This window comes from Brasilonema angustatum, assembly GCF_059505445.1.
On sequence record NZ_JCACKO010000151.1, the window covers coordinates 30,924 to 48,960 of the forward strand.

Genomic DNA, 18,037 nt, shown 5'->3' on the forward strand with positions numbered 1-18,037 from the left:
GAGAGTCAACCCTCTCCTACAACTAGAGAGGGTTATAACAGAGGTGATTATGCAAGGGCTGAGGAGGGAATTGTAGCCATAAATTCATGGACTACATTTTTAACAATTGTTAAGCCTATTCCTCCTGCTAAAGTCATGATAGATTCTGGATGGAACTGAACGGCAGCAATTGGTAATGTGCGATGCTCAATGCCCATAATCACACCATCTGCAGACATGGCGGTTACTTTGAGTTCTGCAGGTAGGCTTTCGGGGAGTGCATACAATGAGTGGTATCTACCAACTTCAAACGATTGTGGTAAACCTTTGAAGGTCACAGAATCTGGATCAACCACAGATACCATAGATACCTTACCATGCTGGGGATAATCCAGAACTCCCAGTTTTCCACCGTGTGCCTCGACTATTCCTTGTAAGCCCAAGCACACACCAAATATGGGAATTTGCCGTTTTTTGCAGGCTGCGATTGTCTCTGCAACACGAAAGTCACTTGGTTTTCCAGGACCAGGAGATAATACAACCAAGTCAGGTTTTTCTGTATCAAAAACTGATTCTGCAAAACCATGCCGTAGTGTTGTGACTGTGGCACCAGTTTGACGGATGTAATTTGCTAGGGTATGAAGAAATGAGTCTTCATAGTCAACTAGCAAGACACGTTTGCCCGCCCCTGGATTGGCTTCTTGAATGTCAAGGGTTGACATTTTTGACAATTGGACATTTTTATGTGTCGCTTCTTGAAGGGTTTGGAATAAGGCACTAGCTTTAGTAATAGTTTCTTGTGCCTCTGCTTCTGGCTCTGAGTCATAAAGAACTGTTGCACCAACTCGTACCTGTGCAATTGAGTCTTTTAGTCGGATAGTTCTCAAAATCAGACCAGTATTCAAGTTGCCTTTAAAATTTAAACCTCCAACTGCTCCACCATACCAACGTCTGGGACTGCGCTCATTTTGTTCGAGAAACTGCATGGCTGAGCGTTTTGGTGCTCCTGTGACTGTGACTGCCCACAAATGCGTGAGGAATGCATCCAAAGCATCAGCTTCTGGTTGCAGCACGCCTTCTACATGGTCTACTGTATGGATCAGATGGCTATACAATTCAATTTGGCGACGACCTATGACTCGCACAGTCCCTGGCTCACAAATCCGCGATTTGTCGTTGCGGTCTACGTCGGTACACATCGTGAGTTCAGATTCATCTTTACGCGAGTTCAACAGCTTTTGGATTTGCGCTGCATCATCAATCGCGGTTTCTCCTCGACGGATTGTACCACTGATTGGGCAAGTTTCAACACGTCTGCCCTCAACACGCACAAACATTTCTGGAGATGCACCAATCAGATATTCTCCACCTAAATTAAAGATGAATCCATAGGGACTGGGATTAATTTCCCTGAGTGTGCGGAAAAGTTGGGTTGGGGATTTTTCACAGGTTTGAAAGAAGCTTTGACTGGGAACAACTTCAAATAAATCACCACGACGGAAATAATCGAGTGCTTTGGTGACTTGTTGTTCATATTCTCCTGGCGCATGATCAGAGGTTTGAGTCGCACTTAAACGCTTACCTCGGTAATCGATCACTTCACCCGTGCGAGGTAAATCCCGAGTGCTACCATTGTTGGTGACAAAATCATATTGCACTCTGAATGCCTGTTGCAGGTGGTAGTCAACAACTAACAACTCATCAGGTAGATATAGTACCAAGTCTCTTTGGTCTGCTGAACGTTCCAGATGCTTTGGCATTTGCTCAAATTGGAAAACTAAGTCATAGCCAAATGCACCATAAAGTCCCAAGTTTTCATCTACTGGACTGTGGAAGATAGATAATATCTCGCGAACAACACTGAAAACAGAAGGTTGTCTACTGCGTTCTTCTTCTGAGAAGAGACGTTCAGTTGGTTTGACAGAGCCGATAATACGCTTGTTTTCTTTATTAACAGCTTGAAGATATGGTTGATCCAATAGGTTCTCTGCTAGATAATCTAGCAGTATCTTGCCTCGCTCATTATGAGCCGTAATTGTAAAAGTGTTATCGCAGGTAACAAGTTCTAAAGGCGGATTAACAAAACCGATCGCCCATCGTTTGTAGCGTCCTGGATATTCATAGCTACTTGCCAACAACCCTCCGCGTTGGGAATCCAGACGTATCAAAACCTCATCAATTGCCGACTCTATAGAAGTATTGGTTACGGAGCGTGATACAAATATTCCACCTTGAGTTGTGTAGGATTGTGTGTCAGAATACATAGATATGACCCTCTTAAAGTTAACTTAAAAATCATCACCCGAATAATTTGACGACTTGCTGACAAAGTTGAGTGCAGGACACGGTTTTTCTGAGTGATTGTTGATTGACAGCAACTACCCGATATTAAATAGGTGTAGTTCAATTTCACTTATGCAGTTTTGAGAAGTAAATGCTTCTGGAGCGTTCAGTATCAAAATATCTATTGTGCCTGTAGTCATTTTGGTATCTACAAAAGATTTGGTCAGAAATTCAGGAGTTTTGTCAAGTTGTTGTCGGTATTAAATTTCTTAAGATTTAACAGCAGTGTCAATTATAGTTTTAGAATCAGAAAATGCGAGCAAATTAGTTTGTGCGTATTTTTCTACTGTATTTCTAGTCAAACTGAAAGAATAATACGCACACATGATTGCCTTAACGAAATAATTTCAGAATGATTAAAGAATCTGAGGTAGGCAAATCGATGAGTCATTGGTGTAAACATGATATTACCTACCCTAGAGAAACCACTGATGATTGCTCAACTTAGGCACCTACAGTCGAAAGAGTTTTGGTAGCAAATGGTGTAGTTGTGAAACCAGACTTTGTTCCACGTCCGAAGAATTGGGCAAGCGGAGCAAGTTCCTGCATGAGTTCCACAAAATCCGGTGGTGTCAGAGATTGAGGACCATCTGATAATGCTTTGGAGGGATTGGGGTGAACTTCAATCATCAAGGAATCTGTACCAGCTGCTATAGCTGCCTTTGCCATTGTTGGTACAAACTTAGAGTAGCCAGTGGCATGACTAGGGTCAATCATAATTGGCAAATGGGTCAGTCCACGCAATACAGGTACTACAGATAGATCTAGAACATTTCTTGTATATTGCTTGTCAAAGCTGCGAATTCCGCGTTCACACAAAATCACATTTGGATTACCAGCAGCCAGAATGTATTCAGCAGCCATCAACCATTCTTCAATTGTCGCAGACAGCCCCCGCTTAAGCAGAATTGGTTTACCAGTAGCACCTGCTTTCTTCAGTAAGGAGAAGTTCTGCATATTGCGAGCACCAATTTGCACCACATCTGCAACTTCTGCAACTTTGTCTAAGTCGGCTGTATCCATCACTTCTGTGATAATTCCTAGTCCAGTGACTTCGCGGGCTGTTGCTAACAGAGATAAAGCGCTTTCGCCATGTCCTTGGAAAGCATAAGGTGAGCTACGAGGTTTGTACGCACCTCCCCGAAGAAACTGTGCACCAGTGGCTTTTACGACTTGTGCTGTTTCCACAATCATTTCTTCGTTTTCAACTGAACAAGGTCCAGCGACTACAATTAAAGGATGATTTTGACCAAAAGTGACTGGACCATTGGGAGTTGGAACAACGACTTCGCTTGGTTCACCATAGCGATATTCTAACGAAACCCGTTTGAAAGGCTGTTTCACGCGAATCACCTGTTCGATAAATGGACTGATTTGTTGGACGTGTTCAGGAGAAAGAACACTTGTATCACCTACCAAGCCGATAACAACTTTGTCTTTACCGACAACTTTTTCGGTTGTTACGGGATAATGGCTCAGTTCTTGAATGATTCTTTCGATTTCAGATGCGGGAGTTTGGGATTTGATGACGACAATCATTTTCTTTACCTCATGAAATAGTTTTGGTTTTGGTTTGTGTCTTTGTCCGCCGTAAGTTTGTTTGGCGTCTTGGACTCGTTTTTTGCTTCTGCATTTTGATAGGGATGAGGGTTGAAGGTTTATGCATCCCTTTCTGGAAATTGAGATTAGTTTTGATCACCAACGGCGAGAAAAGGGTAAGGATTCAGGTTAAAGGCGACAGGTGTAAGCGAACGCGACTGCGAACAGACACCCCTCCGGGCGGGTGACACCATCCTCACGGTTCTCTGTTCGACATAATCAATACGTAGATGAACAGGTGCATGGAGAGGCTTATCATATAGATGAACAAGGTTAATACATAAACGAACCGTTTACTGGCTTCACTTGGTTCGATAGTTTTAAGATTAGAAATGAATCGGGAAGAACTAGGGAAAGTTTTGGATCAGCCGAAGATTTTTTCTAGTTCCCAAGATGAGTCTGGGAACTAGACTAGGCAATGTAAAACGACCCAGCACTGCTGAGTTAAGAAAAAACCTGCTGGAAGCATGAACAATCTTTGATATTAGACGGCAACAGATGGTTCTTTGTAGCCATCACTTCAGCATCTCGCTTGGCATACTTGAGTGACTGGAGGTTATCGTAATTGTTTATCCCGACAACAATTGCCCAATTCTTGCCCCATCTTAATTTAATGTGCCGATTTCCGCTTGAACTTAAAGGTCAAAGCGCCTTTACCCCCTGCTTTACCTCCAATGCCAAACAGGCTGAATAAATTATTCAATAGCTTTCGATTTAACCAGTTTTCCTAAATGCAGCAGCTCGCTCAGTGTAGTTGTTAAGTTTTTCAAGAAGGTCTAAAGAAATTCCAAAGACAATTTGCGCTTTATCATCAATAATAAAGGATAACTATTGTTCAGTAGTAACACGTAAACCTTCAATAGAGAAGAACAAATCAGTTAACACCAACCTAGAAATGGCTAAAAATTGGGCGATCGTGATCGGCATTAACCAGTACAACAATCTTCAGCACCTAAACTACGCCAAACTAGATGCTCTTGCCATGCGCGACTGGTTTGAAAAGGATGTGCAGTTTGACAGAGTGTTTCTGTTTACAGAGGATTCAATTGCAATTCCCGCTTCTCCTACACCCATTTTCACTCAGCCTACTTACGGTAACTTGCGGCGGTTTTTACGGGCACAATTTGAAAAGCCACTATTGGCATCAGGGGATAATCTCTGGTTTTTCTTTGCAGGTCACGGTTGTCGGTCAGTTGACCGTGACTATCTCATGCTGGTGGATAGTGACCCAGGCGATGTAGAACATACGGCAATCGCTGTTGATTTTGTTACCCAAAGATTGCGCCGCAGTGGTGCTGATAATATCGTGTTGTTTTTGGATGCTTGTCGCGATGAAGGGAGCAGACGAGGAGAAGGTATTGGCGAAAAACATCAAGGGGTAGTCACCTTTTACTCTTGCAGTCCCAGTCAAAAGTCTTATGAAATTGAGCAGTTGCAACACGGTTCATTTACTCAGGCGTTATTAGAGGGTTTGAGGATAGCAGGTGAAGGGAACTGTGCCACAGTAGAAAGATTGGACAGATATTTACAATCGAGAGTACCCATAATCAATCAAACGCACCGGAAAACTCTACAAAATCCTTATGCGATCGCAGAACCAGCCACCAAGTTTCACCTAATTTTGTTGCCAGATTATGCCACGCTGACTGATATTATCACGATAAAACTTGAGGCTTATCATGCCGAAGTTAAACGAGATTGGGATTTAGCCAAACAGTTATGGATTCGCGTGAATGTGGCTGCTAGGGGTTCCGATATGCAAGCAATCGAGGCATTTTCCAGAATTGCCCAGGAACTCGGACAGTCTTCTGCACCCCCAAAAAGTTCTGAACCTACTATTTTACCAACGGTAGGGAGGTCAGTAGTTGTCGAGTCAGCACCTACAGCACAGCAAGCTGAACTACAGGTTTCTCAGTTTGATGTGGTAAAGCTCAATGGAAGTCGTCAAGAGGTAAAACCAGACAGCAATAAAGCCCAATATTTTACCGAAGACTTAGAAAATGGTACCTGCTTAAAAACGGTTGAGATTCCCGATTGCACAAGAAACAATACTGTGCAACTGGAAAAATATCCACTTCTTGTCAAACGTCTGATCTCATTCGCGGCTCACCGCCTCGCCAATTCAGCAGAACACAGGGAATCTCAAATCAGAGGGGAAATTACCTACGAAAACTGGCTAACCAATCAGCTACTAATGGAAACGCCAACAATGCAGCGAGTGCAGGAACTTGGAGGATACGAAGCGTCAATGGAAAAGGTAATTAAAGATGCGATTAAAGACCCCCGATATATTGACTCTCAATTGAGAATTAGAGAGTGTCAAATCCAGTTGCAAGCTCTTAAGCGATCGCCTCCTATCCTTCCTTCTGAGGAACATTATATTAAAGCAAAGCGCCAAGTGCTGCGATACCTTAAATCTGATAAAAAACCCAAGTACTTGTCAAATCGGGAACGGTGGCATCTAGCGCAACTTAGAGTGGGAAAGACACCTGAAGAATGGGGATATCTGGATCACGGTTATGAAGCGTTAACAGAGCCAACATTAACATCGTTTCTCCTGAATGGAGAACCACTAGCACATATCACAAGGAATAGTTACGGTGTGCTTTGCCTCAACTCACCCCAAGTAATGTTTGTTGACATTGACCTTAATTATGAGGATGATGAAGTTTCTACTGAGGCTACTCCTTGGGGGAGAAGGAAAGCGGTACAAGAAAAAGAGATTAAGAGAGCGATCACCTCAGTAGCTAACAACCTTGCTCTCACTTTTCGAGTTTATCGCACTGCGAAAGGATTAAGACTTTTGGAAATGTCGCGGTTGTGGGATGCTACTAACGTAGAATCATCCACTGTGCTAGAAAAAATGGGATGTGATCGCTTGTACCAAAAGCTCTGCATTGCTCAGGACTGCTACAGGGCGCGACTAGAGATTAAACCTTGGCGATATGGTGACACTGTTTGTCATTTTGTTAAGGTTATTGGCAATGCTAACAATACTGAGCAGGCGATCGCGGTTCAGAGAATTCACGATGAGTATTGCTTGGGCGACGGACAATTAGCGTAACGTTACGGCAATTAGGGGTTTGAAGCGTTGCAACAGACAAGTGTATAGATAAAGTACAGATCCCCGACTTCTTCAAGAAGTCGGGGATCTTGTTTCTCACGAATATTTAGGATTGCTATAGAACAGTGAAAGGATATTACGTGTTGAATTGAGCAATTCCCACAGGACAAGCAACATTTGTCCCGCCTAACCCACAATAGCCATTAGGGTTTTTCGCTAGGTACTGCTGATGGTATTCCTCGGCATAGTAAAATTCAGGAGCATCGAGAATTTCAGTGGTTATTTTTCCATAATCTGAAGCACTCAGAGCTTTCTGATAAGCTTGTTGCGATGCTTCTGCTAGCTTTCTTTGATTTTCAGAATACACGTAAATTCCTGAACGGTATTGAGTACCTACGTCGTTACCCTGACGCATTCCTTGAGTGGGGTTGTGGTTTTCCCAGAAGACTTTTAGTAACTCGGAATAACTAATGACTTTTGGATCAAAGACGACTTGTACCACTTCATTGTGACCTGTGCGTCCAGAACACACTTCTTTATAAGTCGGGTTAGGAGTGACACCAGCAGCATAACCAACTGCTGTACTGTAAACTCCTTCTAGCTGCCAGAATTTGCGTTCTGCACCCCAAAAGCACCCCATGCCAAACGTTGCAATTTCCATTCCTTCTGGAAATAGCGGCTTGAGGGGATGACCGTTAACATAGTGACGATCCGGTACTGGCATTTTTTCTGCTCGTCCTGGCAAAGCTTCTTCAGGAGTGGGCAGGCTTAACTTTTTACCAAATCCAAATAACACCATTGATTTTTACTCTGGGTTTTTATGAGAGTATTCTTTACCTTACTTAATATTGTACAAATAGTCGTTGTAGTAAGCAGCCGGTGTGGTGGGCGGGTTTCCCGACTTGTAGCACCTGGCGTGCTGCTAGATTTTTTCGTGTTATATCATGTCCGGCTAATTAGTTGTGATTACCAAATATGTGCAACAACCGGAAAATCCTCTTTTTCCCTGCTCGGGTGCCCCCTGCTCCCTGCCGTCTTAATGATAAGTCTTTCACCGGACATGATATTAGACTCGGTCATCGTATGGCGGACTCTTGAATTCCGCCGAAATGCGTTAAACAACAGCAGGATCACAAACAACTGAAACGCAAGCATGTACCAAAGGTAGCAAAGGACCAAGTTGTTCTTGCCCATTAACCGCTAAATCGCTATGACATAAATAGACTCTCTCGGACACGCGAGCAAGCAAATCTGCCAGAATTATTCGCAGTCTTTGTTCTTCTGCTAATTTTTCATCTTCTACTGTCCAAGGTTCGCCCAGCCTTTCTTGGAGGAAGAATGGTGCACCGAATAAAGTTGCCGCACCGCCTTTTGCCCACAAAGGCGAACCTGTATCCAGCCAGAACTGCCAACGGTGAGATCGTCTAGAAGAGCGGTATTGGAAGATGGTAGCCAATGTGACAGCGTTTGACTTCGGTCCTATGGGATAAACGGGGTAGGGATTAGCGGTAATGGTAGCACGCCGTAGTAGTTGGATAAATTCGGCAATTCTTGAGTGAGGTGAAGTGCCCGAACCTTGGGTTTCTTCTTTCAATGAAGGAGAAACAGAGGAGGTTTGCCGCAATCTCGTATCAATTTCCCAGTAGTGCTGTGCGGTTTCCAATAGTTCCCGCAGTGCTGCCAATTGGTCGTAGGGGAGATTGTTGCCATTCCACAAGAAACGCTGAATTGCCCTATCTAAAAGAGAAATGGGACTGGGAATCAAGCGCAGTTCTTGTTGTGTTTTTTGGGTTTCTAACCACTGCAATATATTACCATAAGCCGTGGTTGCTGCGTAACCCAGTCTATCCCAGCGGTCAAACGCCGTGACAGGTAGCAACTTGGGTTGGTCTGGATGGGGTACAAAGCAGTAGTCTGCTATCAAGCCAGCGCGGACGGGATCAATGTGGGGAAATGAGGGAGGGAGGGAGGGAGGGTTTTGTTGTATTTTTTCTTCCTTTTCTCGTCCGATTCCAGAAACTTCCTTGCTTAACACAACTAACATCTCTGCAACAGCATCTCGATCCACTAAACGTCCTAAGCCGGGATAAACTAAGGCAAGGACGGTCAGCAATCCTCTGATGATCGGCGAACTTATCAAGGGGCGTTGGTCGTTGAGAGGCTGTATTTGGATGTTTTGCTTGGTAAGGATTTCTGTGAGGGTATAACGGGCGATCGCATCTAAACCTGGTGCAATGATCGCCACTTCGTTTGGCTGTACTTGCTTCTCCTTAACAGCTTTAACAATCACCTCTGCTGTTTGCCGCAATAATTGGGCGCGGGAGGTGGTTTGAATGGATTGCACTGCTGCTGGTAAGCTTAAAGGCATGACCTGTTCTGTTATCAGCGAAAGCATCGGTATGGTGCTAGCTTCTCCAAGGCATGAAAAGGGACGCTGAGTCAAAACTTCTTGCCGACAACGTGCTGATAATCCTTCTAAATAATTGGGGTCAGATCCTAGTCCCAAACGCACCACACTATCGGGATTGTAGCTAAATGCCCCCACTGCATCGTTATTTAGAAGCAACTCAAACAGGTGGCGCGATAAGGCAGGATAATCTTGGACATCATCAGCCAGCACTGCTTGATAGCGTTTGCTAAGCTGTTGCTGATAAATTGGATCGCTTAAGAGGTATTGGCCGTAAACTTCGGTCATGATTCCATAGGTGAGAAATCCTCTTTCTAGACACCAGTTACGCCAATTGAGTAGCAAAGATGTTATGAGTTCAGGTTCTAGGTTTGTACTATTCTCTTGCTGAGCGATGGCGTTGAGCAAAACGTCATTAATTTTCTCACACGCTATGCCACTATAAGCCCCTAGTTGCAATAAATCCAAGATACGACGTACTGATCGATACTCTTGATCTCCCGCGCGACGCAAAATTCCCTCGTCCAATTGGGAACGCCAAAGTTTGGTTGCTAGTTCCTGTTCAGTTTCTGGACGCAGCCGTACTGGAAATTGCCCATTTAATTCCAATAACTGAATAAGCAAAGGCCAAAACAAACTCACTTCATCCTGAATAAAGCCCAAGGGTGTCTTGCAACGAACTGGATATTTTCCGGAAGTGGCTGTAACAATTTTATCCGCTAACTCCCGACGATTTTCATCATTGGCTGCCAAAACTAAGACTCCTGGTTCTATTTGATGAAGATACAAGGGTCTTGGTATATTCTCGCTATTTTTTTGCCCTTGGTTTTTCGTATAATATGACTCTTTGAAGCTAGTTTCACTCAACACCCAATTACAAAACTGCTTTACCAAGCGAGCAGTCTTACCACTGCGGCTAGGTCCTGTTACCCAAAGGGAATCCCAAATCATAAATCATCTCCTTGGAGATTTTTTCAGACATTTCGTACGTTAACTTAAGTTTAAGAGTCATAAAACTATGCTGGATGATTACCAACAATGATTATTTCTATTTTTCGCCAAAAAATATACCCTTTTCTAGTAGCCTCTTACAGATGGTACTTACGCACCTCAGAGCGTTCTCTAGACGAGGCTTACAAAGCGGCATTGCAGATTAAGGCAATAGAAGATAAAGATTTTAATAGTAGTAAAATAGACATTACATCAACTAAGTACAGCCGTAATGTCATGGACTATTTTGAGTCATACCTAAAAAAACAATTAAAAATTGTCCGAATGCGGCTAACAGAATTTAAGGCAAGCCGTTTTTTTCTGAGCGAATCTAATCAAAAAGCTGCAAATGAATTCGGTATACAGTTTCCACAGCCTTCTGTGATTTTACAAAAACTCACATTCATTGATGAAATCACAGCAAAATACACCAATTTGGACGAATTACATTCCCAAGTTCAAATTAATAAAGATAATAGTTTAATAAAAATACAACCCTCAAGTAATCAATTAAAACAACAGAACTTATCAACTCAGAGATTAGATAATAATATATCTCAAAATAAGGCAAATGCGACAGGGGTTCTACCGCGTTCGATTCTTAGTACTTTTACTCGTTTGCAAGTTGAGTTAGACCCCCAAGCAGAACAAGATGTCGTTAAAAACTTCCGTAATACACAAAGAAGAACAATAATATCTGTCAAATTCCTGCTTCTCCTTATTATAGTTCCTATTTTGACTCATCAATTGTCAAAATCTCTGATTGTTGGGCCGATTGTGGACCGTACTTTTCAAAAAAACTCTGCGAATGAAGCTGGTCTGTTCCTGAATTTTGAAATGGAAGAAGAAGCTCTCGAAAAGCTAGAAAAATTTGAAGAGAGAATAAAATTTGATAACTTGCTGCTCAATGCCGAACCATTATCTCTTGAGCAGATGGAAAATCAGATAAAAACAAAGGCTCATGAAATTTCTGAGGAATTTAGTGAGACTAGTTCTAATGCCCTGAAAAATGTTTTTGCTGATATATTGTCTGTTATTGCGTTTTCCTGCTTGTTGCTTGTTAGTAAAAAAGAAATAGCGGAACTCAAAGATTTCTTTGACCATATTGTCTACGGTCTTAGTGACAGTGCCAAGGCATTTATTATAATTTTGTTTACTGATATTTTTGTGGGTTTCCACTCTCCTCATGGTTGGGAAGTTATTTTAGAAGGTGTTTCGCGCCATTGGGGATTACCAGCAAATCACGGTTTTATATTCCTATTTATTGCTACATTTCCAGTGATTTTAGATACGATATTCAAATACTGGATATTCCGTTATTTGAATCGTGTATCGCCCTCTGCTGTTGCTACATATCATAATATGAACGAGTGAGATAGCAGTCCTAAAGGATTTGTGAAAAAACAAGATGTCCAACTTTGTAAGAATTGTCGGGCATCTGAATCTCAATTCTCTAAAAAGAAAATCATGGTGCTGGATGCCTGACAATTGACAGTTGATAACTGATAATTGAATGATCATCAGTGGTGAGGGGTAAGATGTAAGCAATTTTCATCACAGCCCAGGCTTGCCAATCGTTGCTTAAACATATGCCCTATGTCACGCAGTTTAGAAAAAATGATCAAAAAGACATTTGTCGCAATGGGGCAAAGTGCCGTATCTTTACGAGCGATAAGCCGCAGGCTTGACTCTAAGTCCTTCGGACACCCTGCGCGAACGCGTATCGCCATCAGTCTCCCTATAGCCCCTATAATTCTGTTATTATTTATGCAACCTTTGGGGCATTTAGCATTGAGTCCACCACAGTGTCGGGTGACAAAATGGCAACTACCAGTATCCTCTCAAGCTCCATTACAGGACAAAATTGTTCAACAGCAAACAGCCCCACCTCCATTAGTACCCATTGCGAAGTCACCGTTTCCTTGTTGCGAGGGCGATACTTCTTGTTTGGATAGTCAGTTATGGGGCGAAAACAGTCAATCACCAGATAAAAAAGCTTTGTTGACAGCTGTAGATCGCAGTTTGCAGTACCTTTCTTCTAGCGATGCGGCGGGGGTGTATCAACAGTATCCGGTGGTGGGAATGACACGCGATCGCGTTATCAAAAGTTTGCAAAGATTCCGAGAACTGGTATTAAAATCTAAATCTGCTGTAGAACTTAATGCAGCAATAGCAAAGGAATTTGTTTTTTACCAGTCAGTGGGGGGAGACAAAAAAGGCTCGGTGCTGTTTACAGCATACTATGAACCAGTTTATGCTGCTAGTCGTGTTCCTACTCCAGAGTTTCGCTATCCTGTTTATCGCATACCACCTGATATTAGCTCATGGCAAAAACCTCATCCCACACGCTTGGAACTAGAAGGTGCCGATGGGTTGCAAGCTTCAATTGGTAGATTGCGGGGGTTAGAGTTGTTTTGGTTTCGCGATCGCCTAGAACCGTATTTAGTGCAGATTCAAGGTTCAGCCAAACTTCGACTTCCTGATGGCACTCAAACAACAATAGGTTATGCTGGTAACACCGCTTACAACTACAAGAGTATCGGGCGAGAACTGGCGAACGATGGTAAGTTACCGCTTGAGGGTTTGACGATGCCGAAGATCCTCAACTATTTTCAGAAGTATCCACAAGAGTTAAATGTTTATATCCCTCGCGATCCCAGCTTTGTGTTTTTTCAAGAAAACCACGGTGCACCCGCACAAGGTTCTATCAAAGAACCACTAACCGCTGAACGCTCAATTGCAACAGATAAATCGCTTATGCCTCCTGGTGCTTTGGCGTTGATTCGCGCCCCCTTCCCTTTTGTTAATTCTGTTACTAAACAAATGGAGCATCGAATTGTCAGTCGGTATGTTCTTGATCAAGATACGGGAGGTGCAATTAAAGGTGCGGGGCGAGTAGATTATTTTTTAGGTTCAGGTAAGATAGCAGGCGATCGCGCTGGTGTGACTGTTAGTCATGGGCAGTTATATTATTTGTTGCTTAAATCTCATCAATAATAGTAATTATTAGTCAGACTTTATAAAAAACTAGATCTAAAATTACCTCAAACTTAGATCTGACAAAGTTTTTACAGCGCTTTTGAGGTACGTGAGGTACACCAATTTCAGGGATGGTTTTTAAACTTTGAATTTGAATCGGTTGCTGTACCTCATAAACATCGAATCTGCTGTAGATCGATTAGATATCTATCCTCAACATAATTCGATTTGAGGCCTTTTTTCCATATCAATATACAGCTTAATAAAAGCGTCAATCGTCAAAAATCAGAAGTAAAACAGGCTTTATATCTAGCTTTTAGACCTAGGTCTTGTACCTGACACTTGTTATAAACTACTGTATTTTTTGTCCAGCAAGAGTTTGAGATATAAGACGGACTTTATTTATTTAGCTGTGACTTTAATCATGGTTTTTTGATATTACTAAGTGTTGCTTTAATATCAATCCTTCTTTAGATATAAATTTTTATTTTTATTTTTAAAGAAGAGTTTATACATTTCATTTATAAAAATCAAAACACTTCATAAATTTTTATTAGTTGATTGAATTCTTTTATGAGATATTAGTGATATCACGCTTCTCACCTTGTTATTTTTATAACTTATAGGTGAGAAGTATTTATTAACTTTGTAAAAATTCAACATATGATGTTATATTGACTGAAATTTTGGGTAGAAATAACTTTTACTCTTGTTTGGAACTACAAAAATTTATCTGGCGTCTTACGTAGGTAGAGTGTTAGCCACTCTACCAAAAGTTGCTCATCTTAGCCAGACAGTAGAGTGGTGCGAAAGCGAGTTTATATTTCTCATTGATTGTGCGTAAATCCGAAATACTATCTTTTCAGTTTGTATATAAGTATATTCATGACTCAGTGAGTCTAATATCTTATTTCTCCGCAATATATTGATAGGTTAATAATGGGGTTTGAAAGTGTTCAGGATATTAGTTGATGCTGATTTAATATTAGAGGCTTTGATGAATCGTAATAACTCTGTAGGAGATGTCAGTGAGTTATTAGATAGAGTACATCCGTGGGTTCAAATGTACATAACAGATATTGGTTGGCAAAAAATTCACACATATGCAAGTCGTTTGCAAAATACAAATATCGCTGAACTAGTGATTAATTGGCTGCAAGACAAAATCCAAGTCTGTACTATCGATCAAACTATTCTCCAACAAGCACGTTTTTCACCTCTTCAAGATTTTGAGTCTGCTGTAGAACTCGTTTGTGCCACTGATGAAAAACTGGATGCGATTGTTACCCATAACTATGATGATTTTGCCCAAGTACGAAATAAATTTTGGATTTGGTCTGTTGCAGAATTGTGGATGCGTGCAAATCTGGAAAGCCAAATAGGTACAACTAGATCTATTTTATAGTAATTTAAAATACCCTACCTACAAAAAGCCCACTACGGAGTCTACGGGAAGTCTTATGCCTATAGTAGACTCCCTTGACGCGCTTGTCGGACTCGTGTGAAGGGAGGAGATACGGGTATGTCTATCCTATGGTACACCAGCAACAGATCCAAAAAATACGAAAAAACTCGCTACTAGTCCGCAAGCCAAAGAGCGATAGTTATAAATAGCAGAACCTTTACAAGGCAGCCATTAAGCTATTGGGGCGAATAAGTGATTACGAGTTCGTGTGCTTGTTTATAGATTCAGTGAATGAATTCAAGGTTAGCTACACAATTGACGATAAGCCGGAGGCTGATAGCATGTCCGTATCGTATGATCTTAGCGTACGTTAACATCCATAGTGTAGTTTAAGGCACCATTACCACTATTTTGTTGGGCTACGTTAGTACCAGGACCGCTCAGTTCTACACTCACAGAAGATGATGGGGGATTGTATCGTGCTGATACTTCCACCTTGTGTTCACCAACTGATAAATAAGGTGACAAATTAACCTTAACGTTTTTATCGTTGTTAATTTGCTTGACAACTTTACCATTTACAGTAACTTCACCCGTCATTTGAGCATTTGATGTATTGATGCTCAAGATATGCGGTTGACTTAAATTCGCTGCACTTAGCTGAAGTGAGCTTTTTTGATATCCAAAGGAATCACCAAAGCTAGAGTGTTGGCTAGTGAATGTCGTGGATCTGTTCATATCCCTACTCCTGTGTGTTGGAACAACAACGGAAAAATCTTCGCTGCTTTCGTCGTAATCGTCATCGTCATAACTGTCTGTTGGAACAACAACGGAAGAATCATGACCATTTTCGTCACTGTTGTCTGTCTGAACAATAACAGAAGAAGTCCTCTGGCTGGTATGTCCGCTATTGCTGTCTGTCTGAACTACAACAGAGGAAGTTTTCTGGCTACTACGGACGAAATTTTGTGCAAAAGCTGTACTTACACTTAGAAGCACTAGACAGCTTGCAAGAATCACTAATTTACTCATGATGACATAACCAGATTGAAGTAACAGCAGGTACACAATTAGCCCATTCAATTGTTTAAATAATTGCGTCACCTGCTGATAGCTGGAGAATATGTTAGGCGGGAAGAAAAATTTCACTCGGTAGTGTAAACTTAACAGAAATTTCTGCGTTCACAAAAGTGATCCCTAGCAATGAAACCGAAGTTCCCGCCTGCTAGGGACTTCGGAAAATAGAGAGTTTTGAAATCAGTCGTTAGGACTATCTTACCTATTGGAAAAAGGTGCTCTTGGTGATTTTACGTGCACAGGAACGTTGACATCAACATTAATGTCTTTTACAGGGTCATAACCCCTGCGGTTACCACCTTCAAAATTTTGATTCACAGTGCGACGTTGTTCGCAACGACCATCATTGATACAAACTTGCTTTCCTGTGCTGACAGCAGTGCTACCGCTACAACCTGGAGAACTTTGACGATTAACTCTTGTAGATTGGCTTGCTTCTCTGGAAATCGCTATTTGTGTTCCAGCAGTGACACCAATACATCCTGCTGACGCAGAAGGGGTTAAGGAAGGAATAAAGAAGGGGGAAACAGCTGTTAGAGAGAACAAGCCCAGAGAAAGTAGTTTGGATTTCATGTATGTACCCTTGGTATTATTGACAAGTTGTTGTGGTTGTTGAACTGTAAGTACTATTTGCGCTGTTAGAGCCACTGCGTACAGTGTTTGTTCGGACTACTCGTCTGCCGTTACAGTAGCTTTGTGTTGTGCGAGGATATCTCAAACTCCGCAGACGCTGATCAAGACTGTATTGTCGAATGTTTCTTCTAGAATTGGGTACCCGACGAGAAGGATAGGTGGTTCTGTAAGTAGGTCTTCTGTCTCTAATTGTGATACCACCTTCTTCATCGATTGTTACCCTACTAGTACTACCTTCGACATCAATGTCATCTGCGATCGCAATTTTCGCAGGTAGTGCAATCAGCGCGGAGAGTACCACTAGTAATGAAATAGTTTGTCTGGCAGGCATGACTTAATTCCTCTGTTCCTAAAATACAACCGACTTTCATATAGTAAAACTAGGAAATCGGTAAAATATGTATCAACTCCTCACCTATAACACACCGCTGCACTGTCAACAGACACTCGCAATTTTCTGTAAACTGGTGAGTTATTTGGGGTTGCTTTGTCACATAGATCCAGCAACACCCAATGGCTAATTAGCAGGAACTGCTATATATTTCCGGAGTTGAACTCATCAGGAGTTTGGCAGATGCATGACCCAACACCAACAGCAGCTTGAGACGGCAAACTAAATACAGACTGGTACTTGAGGCTTAACGACGGTAAGGAATATAAGATCCTCTGTTTTGTCTATTTCGTTGCAGTTGCTCGCTTTTTTGAGAAGCATACTGGTCAACACTACTGTTATCGATCGCAGCACCATTTTGGTCGATGCGCTGCTTAGCATTTTGTCTTCCAGAACGGGGGTGACCAGTTTTTTGCTGAATGCTGTATTGGTCTGCTGCCTGATTCACTCGGCTATTTTCACCACCAACTGTAGAATTTTGATTAATCTCCTGCTTGGTCACAGCTTCGCCAGCGAAAGCTACAGTTGGTATTACCATCACAGCAGCGACCAAAAGACCCAGGGTCAAGGTTTTTTTCACCATTTTTAACTACGTCCTAAATTATGAATTGATTGTGAAACAGTGGCGTTGCTTAAGTAGTTAAAGAATTAACTGATACTAAAGAGTTTGCAACGCTTTTTGATGTCATCAGTATATTAGTAGCCACGGTAGACGCCACTGCGACCACGAACATTTTGACGCTGGTTGTTGTTGGTTTCGCTGTATTGGTCAGTGCTAGAACCATCGACAGCCGAACCATTTTGAATGGTGGTTTGACGAGCACCTTGGTCTTGAGGAGTTCTGCCGGAACGACCGTAGTTGCGATAGCCATAGTCAGAGCGATAGCCAGTGCGAGGGCTTCTTGCACTTTGCCCTTGATGGCTGTTGGTGATGGAGGTTTGAGTCACGCTACTACCGTTGACAGCAGCACCGTTTTGCTCTGTATACTGGTCAACGTTTTGTGATTGACCTGCGAATGCGGCGGTTGGAGCAATCATCAAACCTGCAGCCAGTAAACCGAAAGCAATAGATTTGTTCAACATAATTTTTTGACCTTGTTAGTTGTGTGTGTGTTGTGAAACTGAAAACTTATTTGTTGTGGTGAAAGCATGGCGTTGCAGTTTGAGCAA

General features: G+C 42.1%; 13 protein-coding genes. 4 read left to right on the top strand and 9 right to left on the bottom strand.

From position 1 onward, the window contains the following. Positions 1–47: 47 nt before the first annotated feature. Both AC5JM2_RS32370 and aroF read right to left on the bottom strand, forming a co-directional pair. Entirely contained in the window at positions 48–2,243 is a 2,196-nt protein-coding gene (locus AC5JM2_RS32370) for an anthranilate synthase (RefSeq protein WP_495839731.1), read from the bottom strand. 523 nt (positions 2,244–2,766) lie between these two features. Further along, the gene (gene aroF, locus AC5JM2_RS32375) at positions 2,767–3,861 is read right to left on the bottom strand and encodes a 3-deoxy-7-phosphoheptulonate synthase (protein ID WP_495839733.1); all 1,095 of its coding nucleotides are present in this window, start codon (positions 3,859–3,861) and stop codon (positions 2,767–2,769) included. Positions 3,862–4,816: 955 nt separating this feature from the next. Here aroF and AC5JM2_RS32380 point away from each other — a divergent pair. Continuing rightward, a complete protein-coding gene (locus AC5JM2_RS32380; protein WP_495839735.1) occupies positions 4,817–6,985 on the top strand; it encodes a caspase family protein in 2,169 nt (722 codons plus the stop codon). 136 nt (positions 6,986–7,121) lie between these two features. On the opposite strand, the gene msrA is transcribed toward AC5JM2_RS32380, so the two are convergent. Next, positions 7,122–7,784, bottom strand: coding sequence for a peptide-methionine (S)-S-oxide reductase MsrA (msrA, locus tag AC5JM2_RS32385; protein WP_495839737.1), 663 nt, complete (start codon positions 7,782–7,784; stop codon positions 7,122–7,124). Between the two features lie 315 nt (positions 7,785–8,099). Continuing rightward, positions 8,100–10,343, bottom strand: a complete 2,244-nt coding sequence (locus AC5JM2_RS32390) for a recombinase family protein (protein WP_495839739.1) — start codon at positions 10,341–10,343, stop codon at positions 8,100–8,102. Positions 10,344–10,430: 87 nt separating this feature from the next. On the opposite strand from AC5JM2_RS32390, the gene AC5JM2_RS32395 reads away from it, so the two are divergent. The 3 genes from AC5JM2_RS32395 (at position 10,431) to AC5JM2_RS32405 (ending at position 14,766) form a co-directional block, all read left to right on the top strand. After that, on the top strand, positions 10,431–11,756 hold the full coding sequence (locus AC5JM2_RS32395) for a proton extrusion protein PcxA (protein WP_495839741.1): 1,326 nt from the start codon (positions 10,431–10,433) through the stop codon (positions 11,754–11,756). A gap of 222 nt (positions 11,757–11,978) precedes the next feature. Continuing rightward, entirely contained in the window at positions 11,979–13,379 is a 1,401-nt protein-coding gene (mltA, locus tag AC5JM2_RS32400; RefSeq protein WP_495839743.1) for a murein transglycosylase A, read from the top strand. A gap of 934 nt (positions 13,380–14,313) precedes the next feature. Further along, positions 14,314–14,766, top strand: coding sequence for a PIN domain-containing protein (locus AC5JM2_RS32405; RefSeq protein WP_495839745.1), 453 nt, complete (start codon positions 14,314–14,316; stop codon positions 14,764–14,766). A 360-nt stretch (positions 14,767–15,126) separates the two neighbouring features. On the opposite strand, the gene AC5JM2_RS32410 is transcribed toward AC5JM2_RS32405, so the two are convergent. The 5 genes from AC5JM2_RS32410 to AC5JM2_RS32430 form a co-directional block, all read right to left on the bottom strand. Beyond that, complete coding sequence (locus AC5JM2_RS32410; protein WP_495839747.1) at positions 15,127–15,870, bottom strand: hypothetical protein; 744 nt, start codon at positions 15,868–15,870, stop codon at positions 15,127–15,129. 171 nt (positions 15,871–16,041) lie between these two features. After that, positions 16,042–16,416 carry a hypothetical protein gene (locus AC5JM2_RS32415; protein ID WP_495839749.1) on the bottom strand — a complete coding sequence of 125 codons (375 nt, stop codon included), beginning with the start codon at positions 16,414–16,416 and terminating at the stop codon, positions 16,042–16,044. 16 nt (positions 16,417–16,432) lie between these two features. Next, the gene (locus tag AC5JM2_RS32420; RefSeq protein ID WP_495839751.1) at positions 16,433–16,807 is read right to left on the bottom strand and encodes a hypothetical protein; all 375 of its coding nucleotides are present in this window, start codon (positions 16,805–16,807) and stop codon (positions 16,433–16,435) included. A 307-nt stretch (positions 16,808–17,114) separates the two neighbouring features. Further along, positions 17,115–17,450 (bottom strand): hypothetical protein, encoded by a 336-nt coding sequence (locus tag AC5JM2_RS32425; RefSeq protein ID WP_495839753.1) that lies wholly within the window; start codon positions 17,448–17,450, stop codon positions 17,115–17,117. Between the two features lie 113 nt (positions 17,451–17,563). Next, entirely contained in the window at positions 17,564–17,950 is a 387-nt protein-coding gene (locus AC5JM2_RS32430; RefSeq protein ID WP_495839755.1) for a hypothetical protein, read from the bottom strand. Between the last annotated feature and the right edge of the window lie 87 nt (positions 17,951–18,037).

What these genes read in the sequence shown, in the direction of transcription:
- AC5JM2_RS32370 (WP_495839731.1), bottom strand. Translation starts at nt 2,243, where the DNA reads ATGTATTCTGACACACAATCCTACACAACTCAAGGTGGAATATTTGTA.
- aroF (WP_495839733.1), bottom strand. Translation starts at nt 3,861, where the DNA reads ATGATTGTCGTCATCAAATCCCAAACTCCCGCATCTGAAATCGAAAGA.
- AC5JM2_RS32380 (WP_495839735.1), top strand. Translation starts at nt 4,817, where the DNA reads ATGGCTAAAAATTGGGCGATCGTGATCGGCATTAACCAGTACAACAAT.
- msrA (WP_495839737.1), bottom strand. Translation starts at nt 7,784, where the DNA reads ATGGTGTTATTTGGATTTGGTAAAAAGTTAAGCCTGCCCACTCCTGAA.
- AC5JM2_RS32390 (WP_495839739.1), bottom strand. Translation starts at nt 10,343, where the DNA reads ATGATTTGGGATTCCCTTTGGGTAACAGGACCTAGCCGCAGTGGTAAG.
- AC5JM2_RS32395 (WP_495839741.1), top strand. Translation starts at nt 10,431, where the DNA reads ATGATTATTTCTATTTTTCGCCAAAAAATATACCCTTTTCTAGTAGCC.
- mltA (WP_495839743.1), top strand. Translation starts at nt 11,979, where the DNA reads ATGTCACGCAGTTTAGAAAAAATGATCAAAAAGACATTTGTCGCAATG.
- AC5JM2_RS32415 (WP_495839749.1), bottom strand. Translation starts at nt 16,416, where the DNA reads ATGAAATCCAAACTACTTTCTCTGGGCTTGTTCTCTCTAACAGCTGTT.
- AC5JM2_RS32420 (WP_495839751.1), bottom strand. Translation starts at nt 16,807, where the DNA reads ATGCCTGCCAGACAAACTATTTCATTACTAGTGGTACTCTCCGCGCTG.
- AC5JM2_RS32425 (WP_495839753.1), bottom strand. Translation starts at nt 17,450, where the DNA reads ATGGTGAAAAAAACCTTGACCCTGGGTCTTTTGGTCGCTGCTGTGATG.
- AC5JM2_RS32430 (WP_495839755.1), bottom strand. Translation starts at nt 17,950, where the DNA reads ATGTTGAACAAATCTATTGCTTTCGGTTTACTGGCTGCAGGTTTGATG.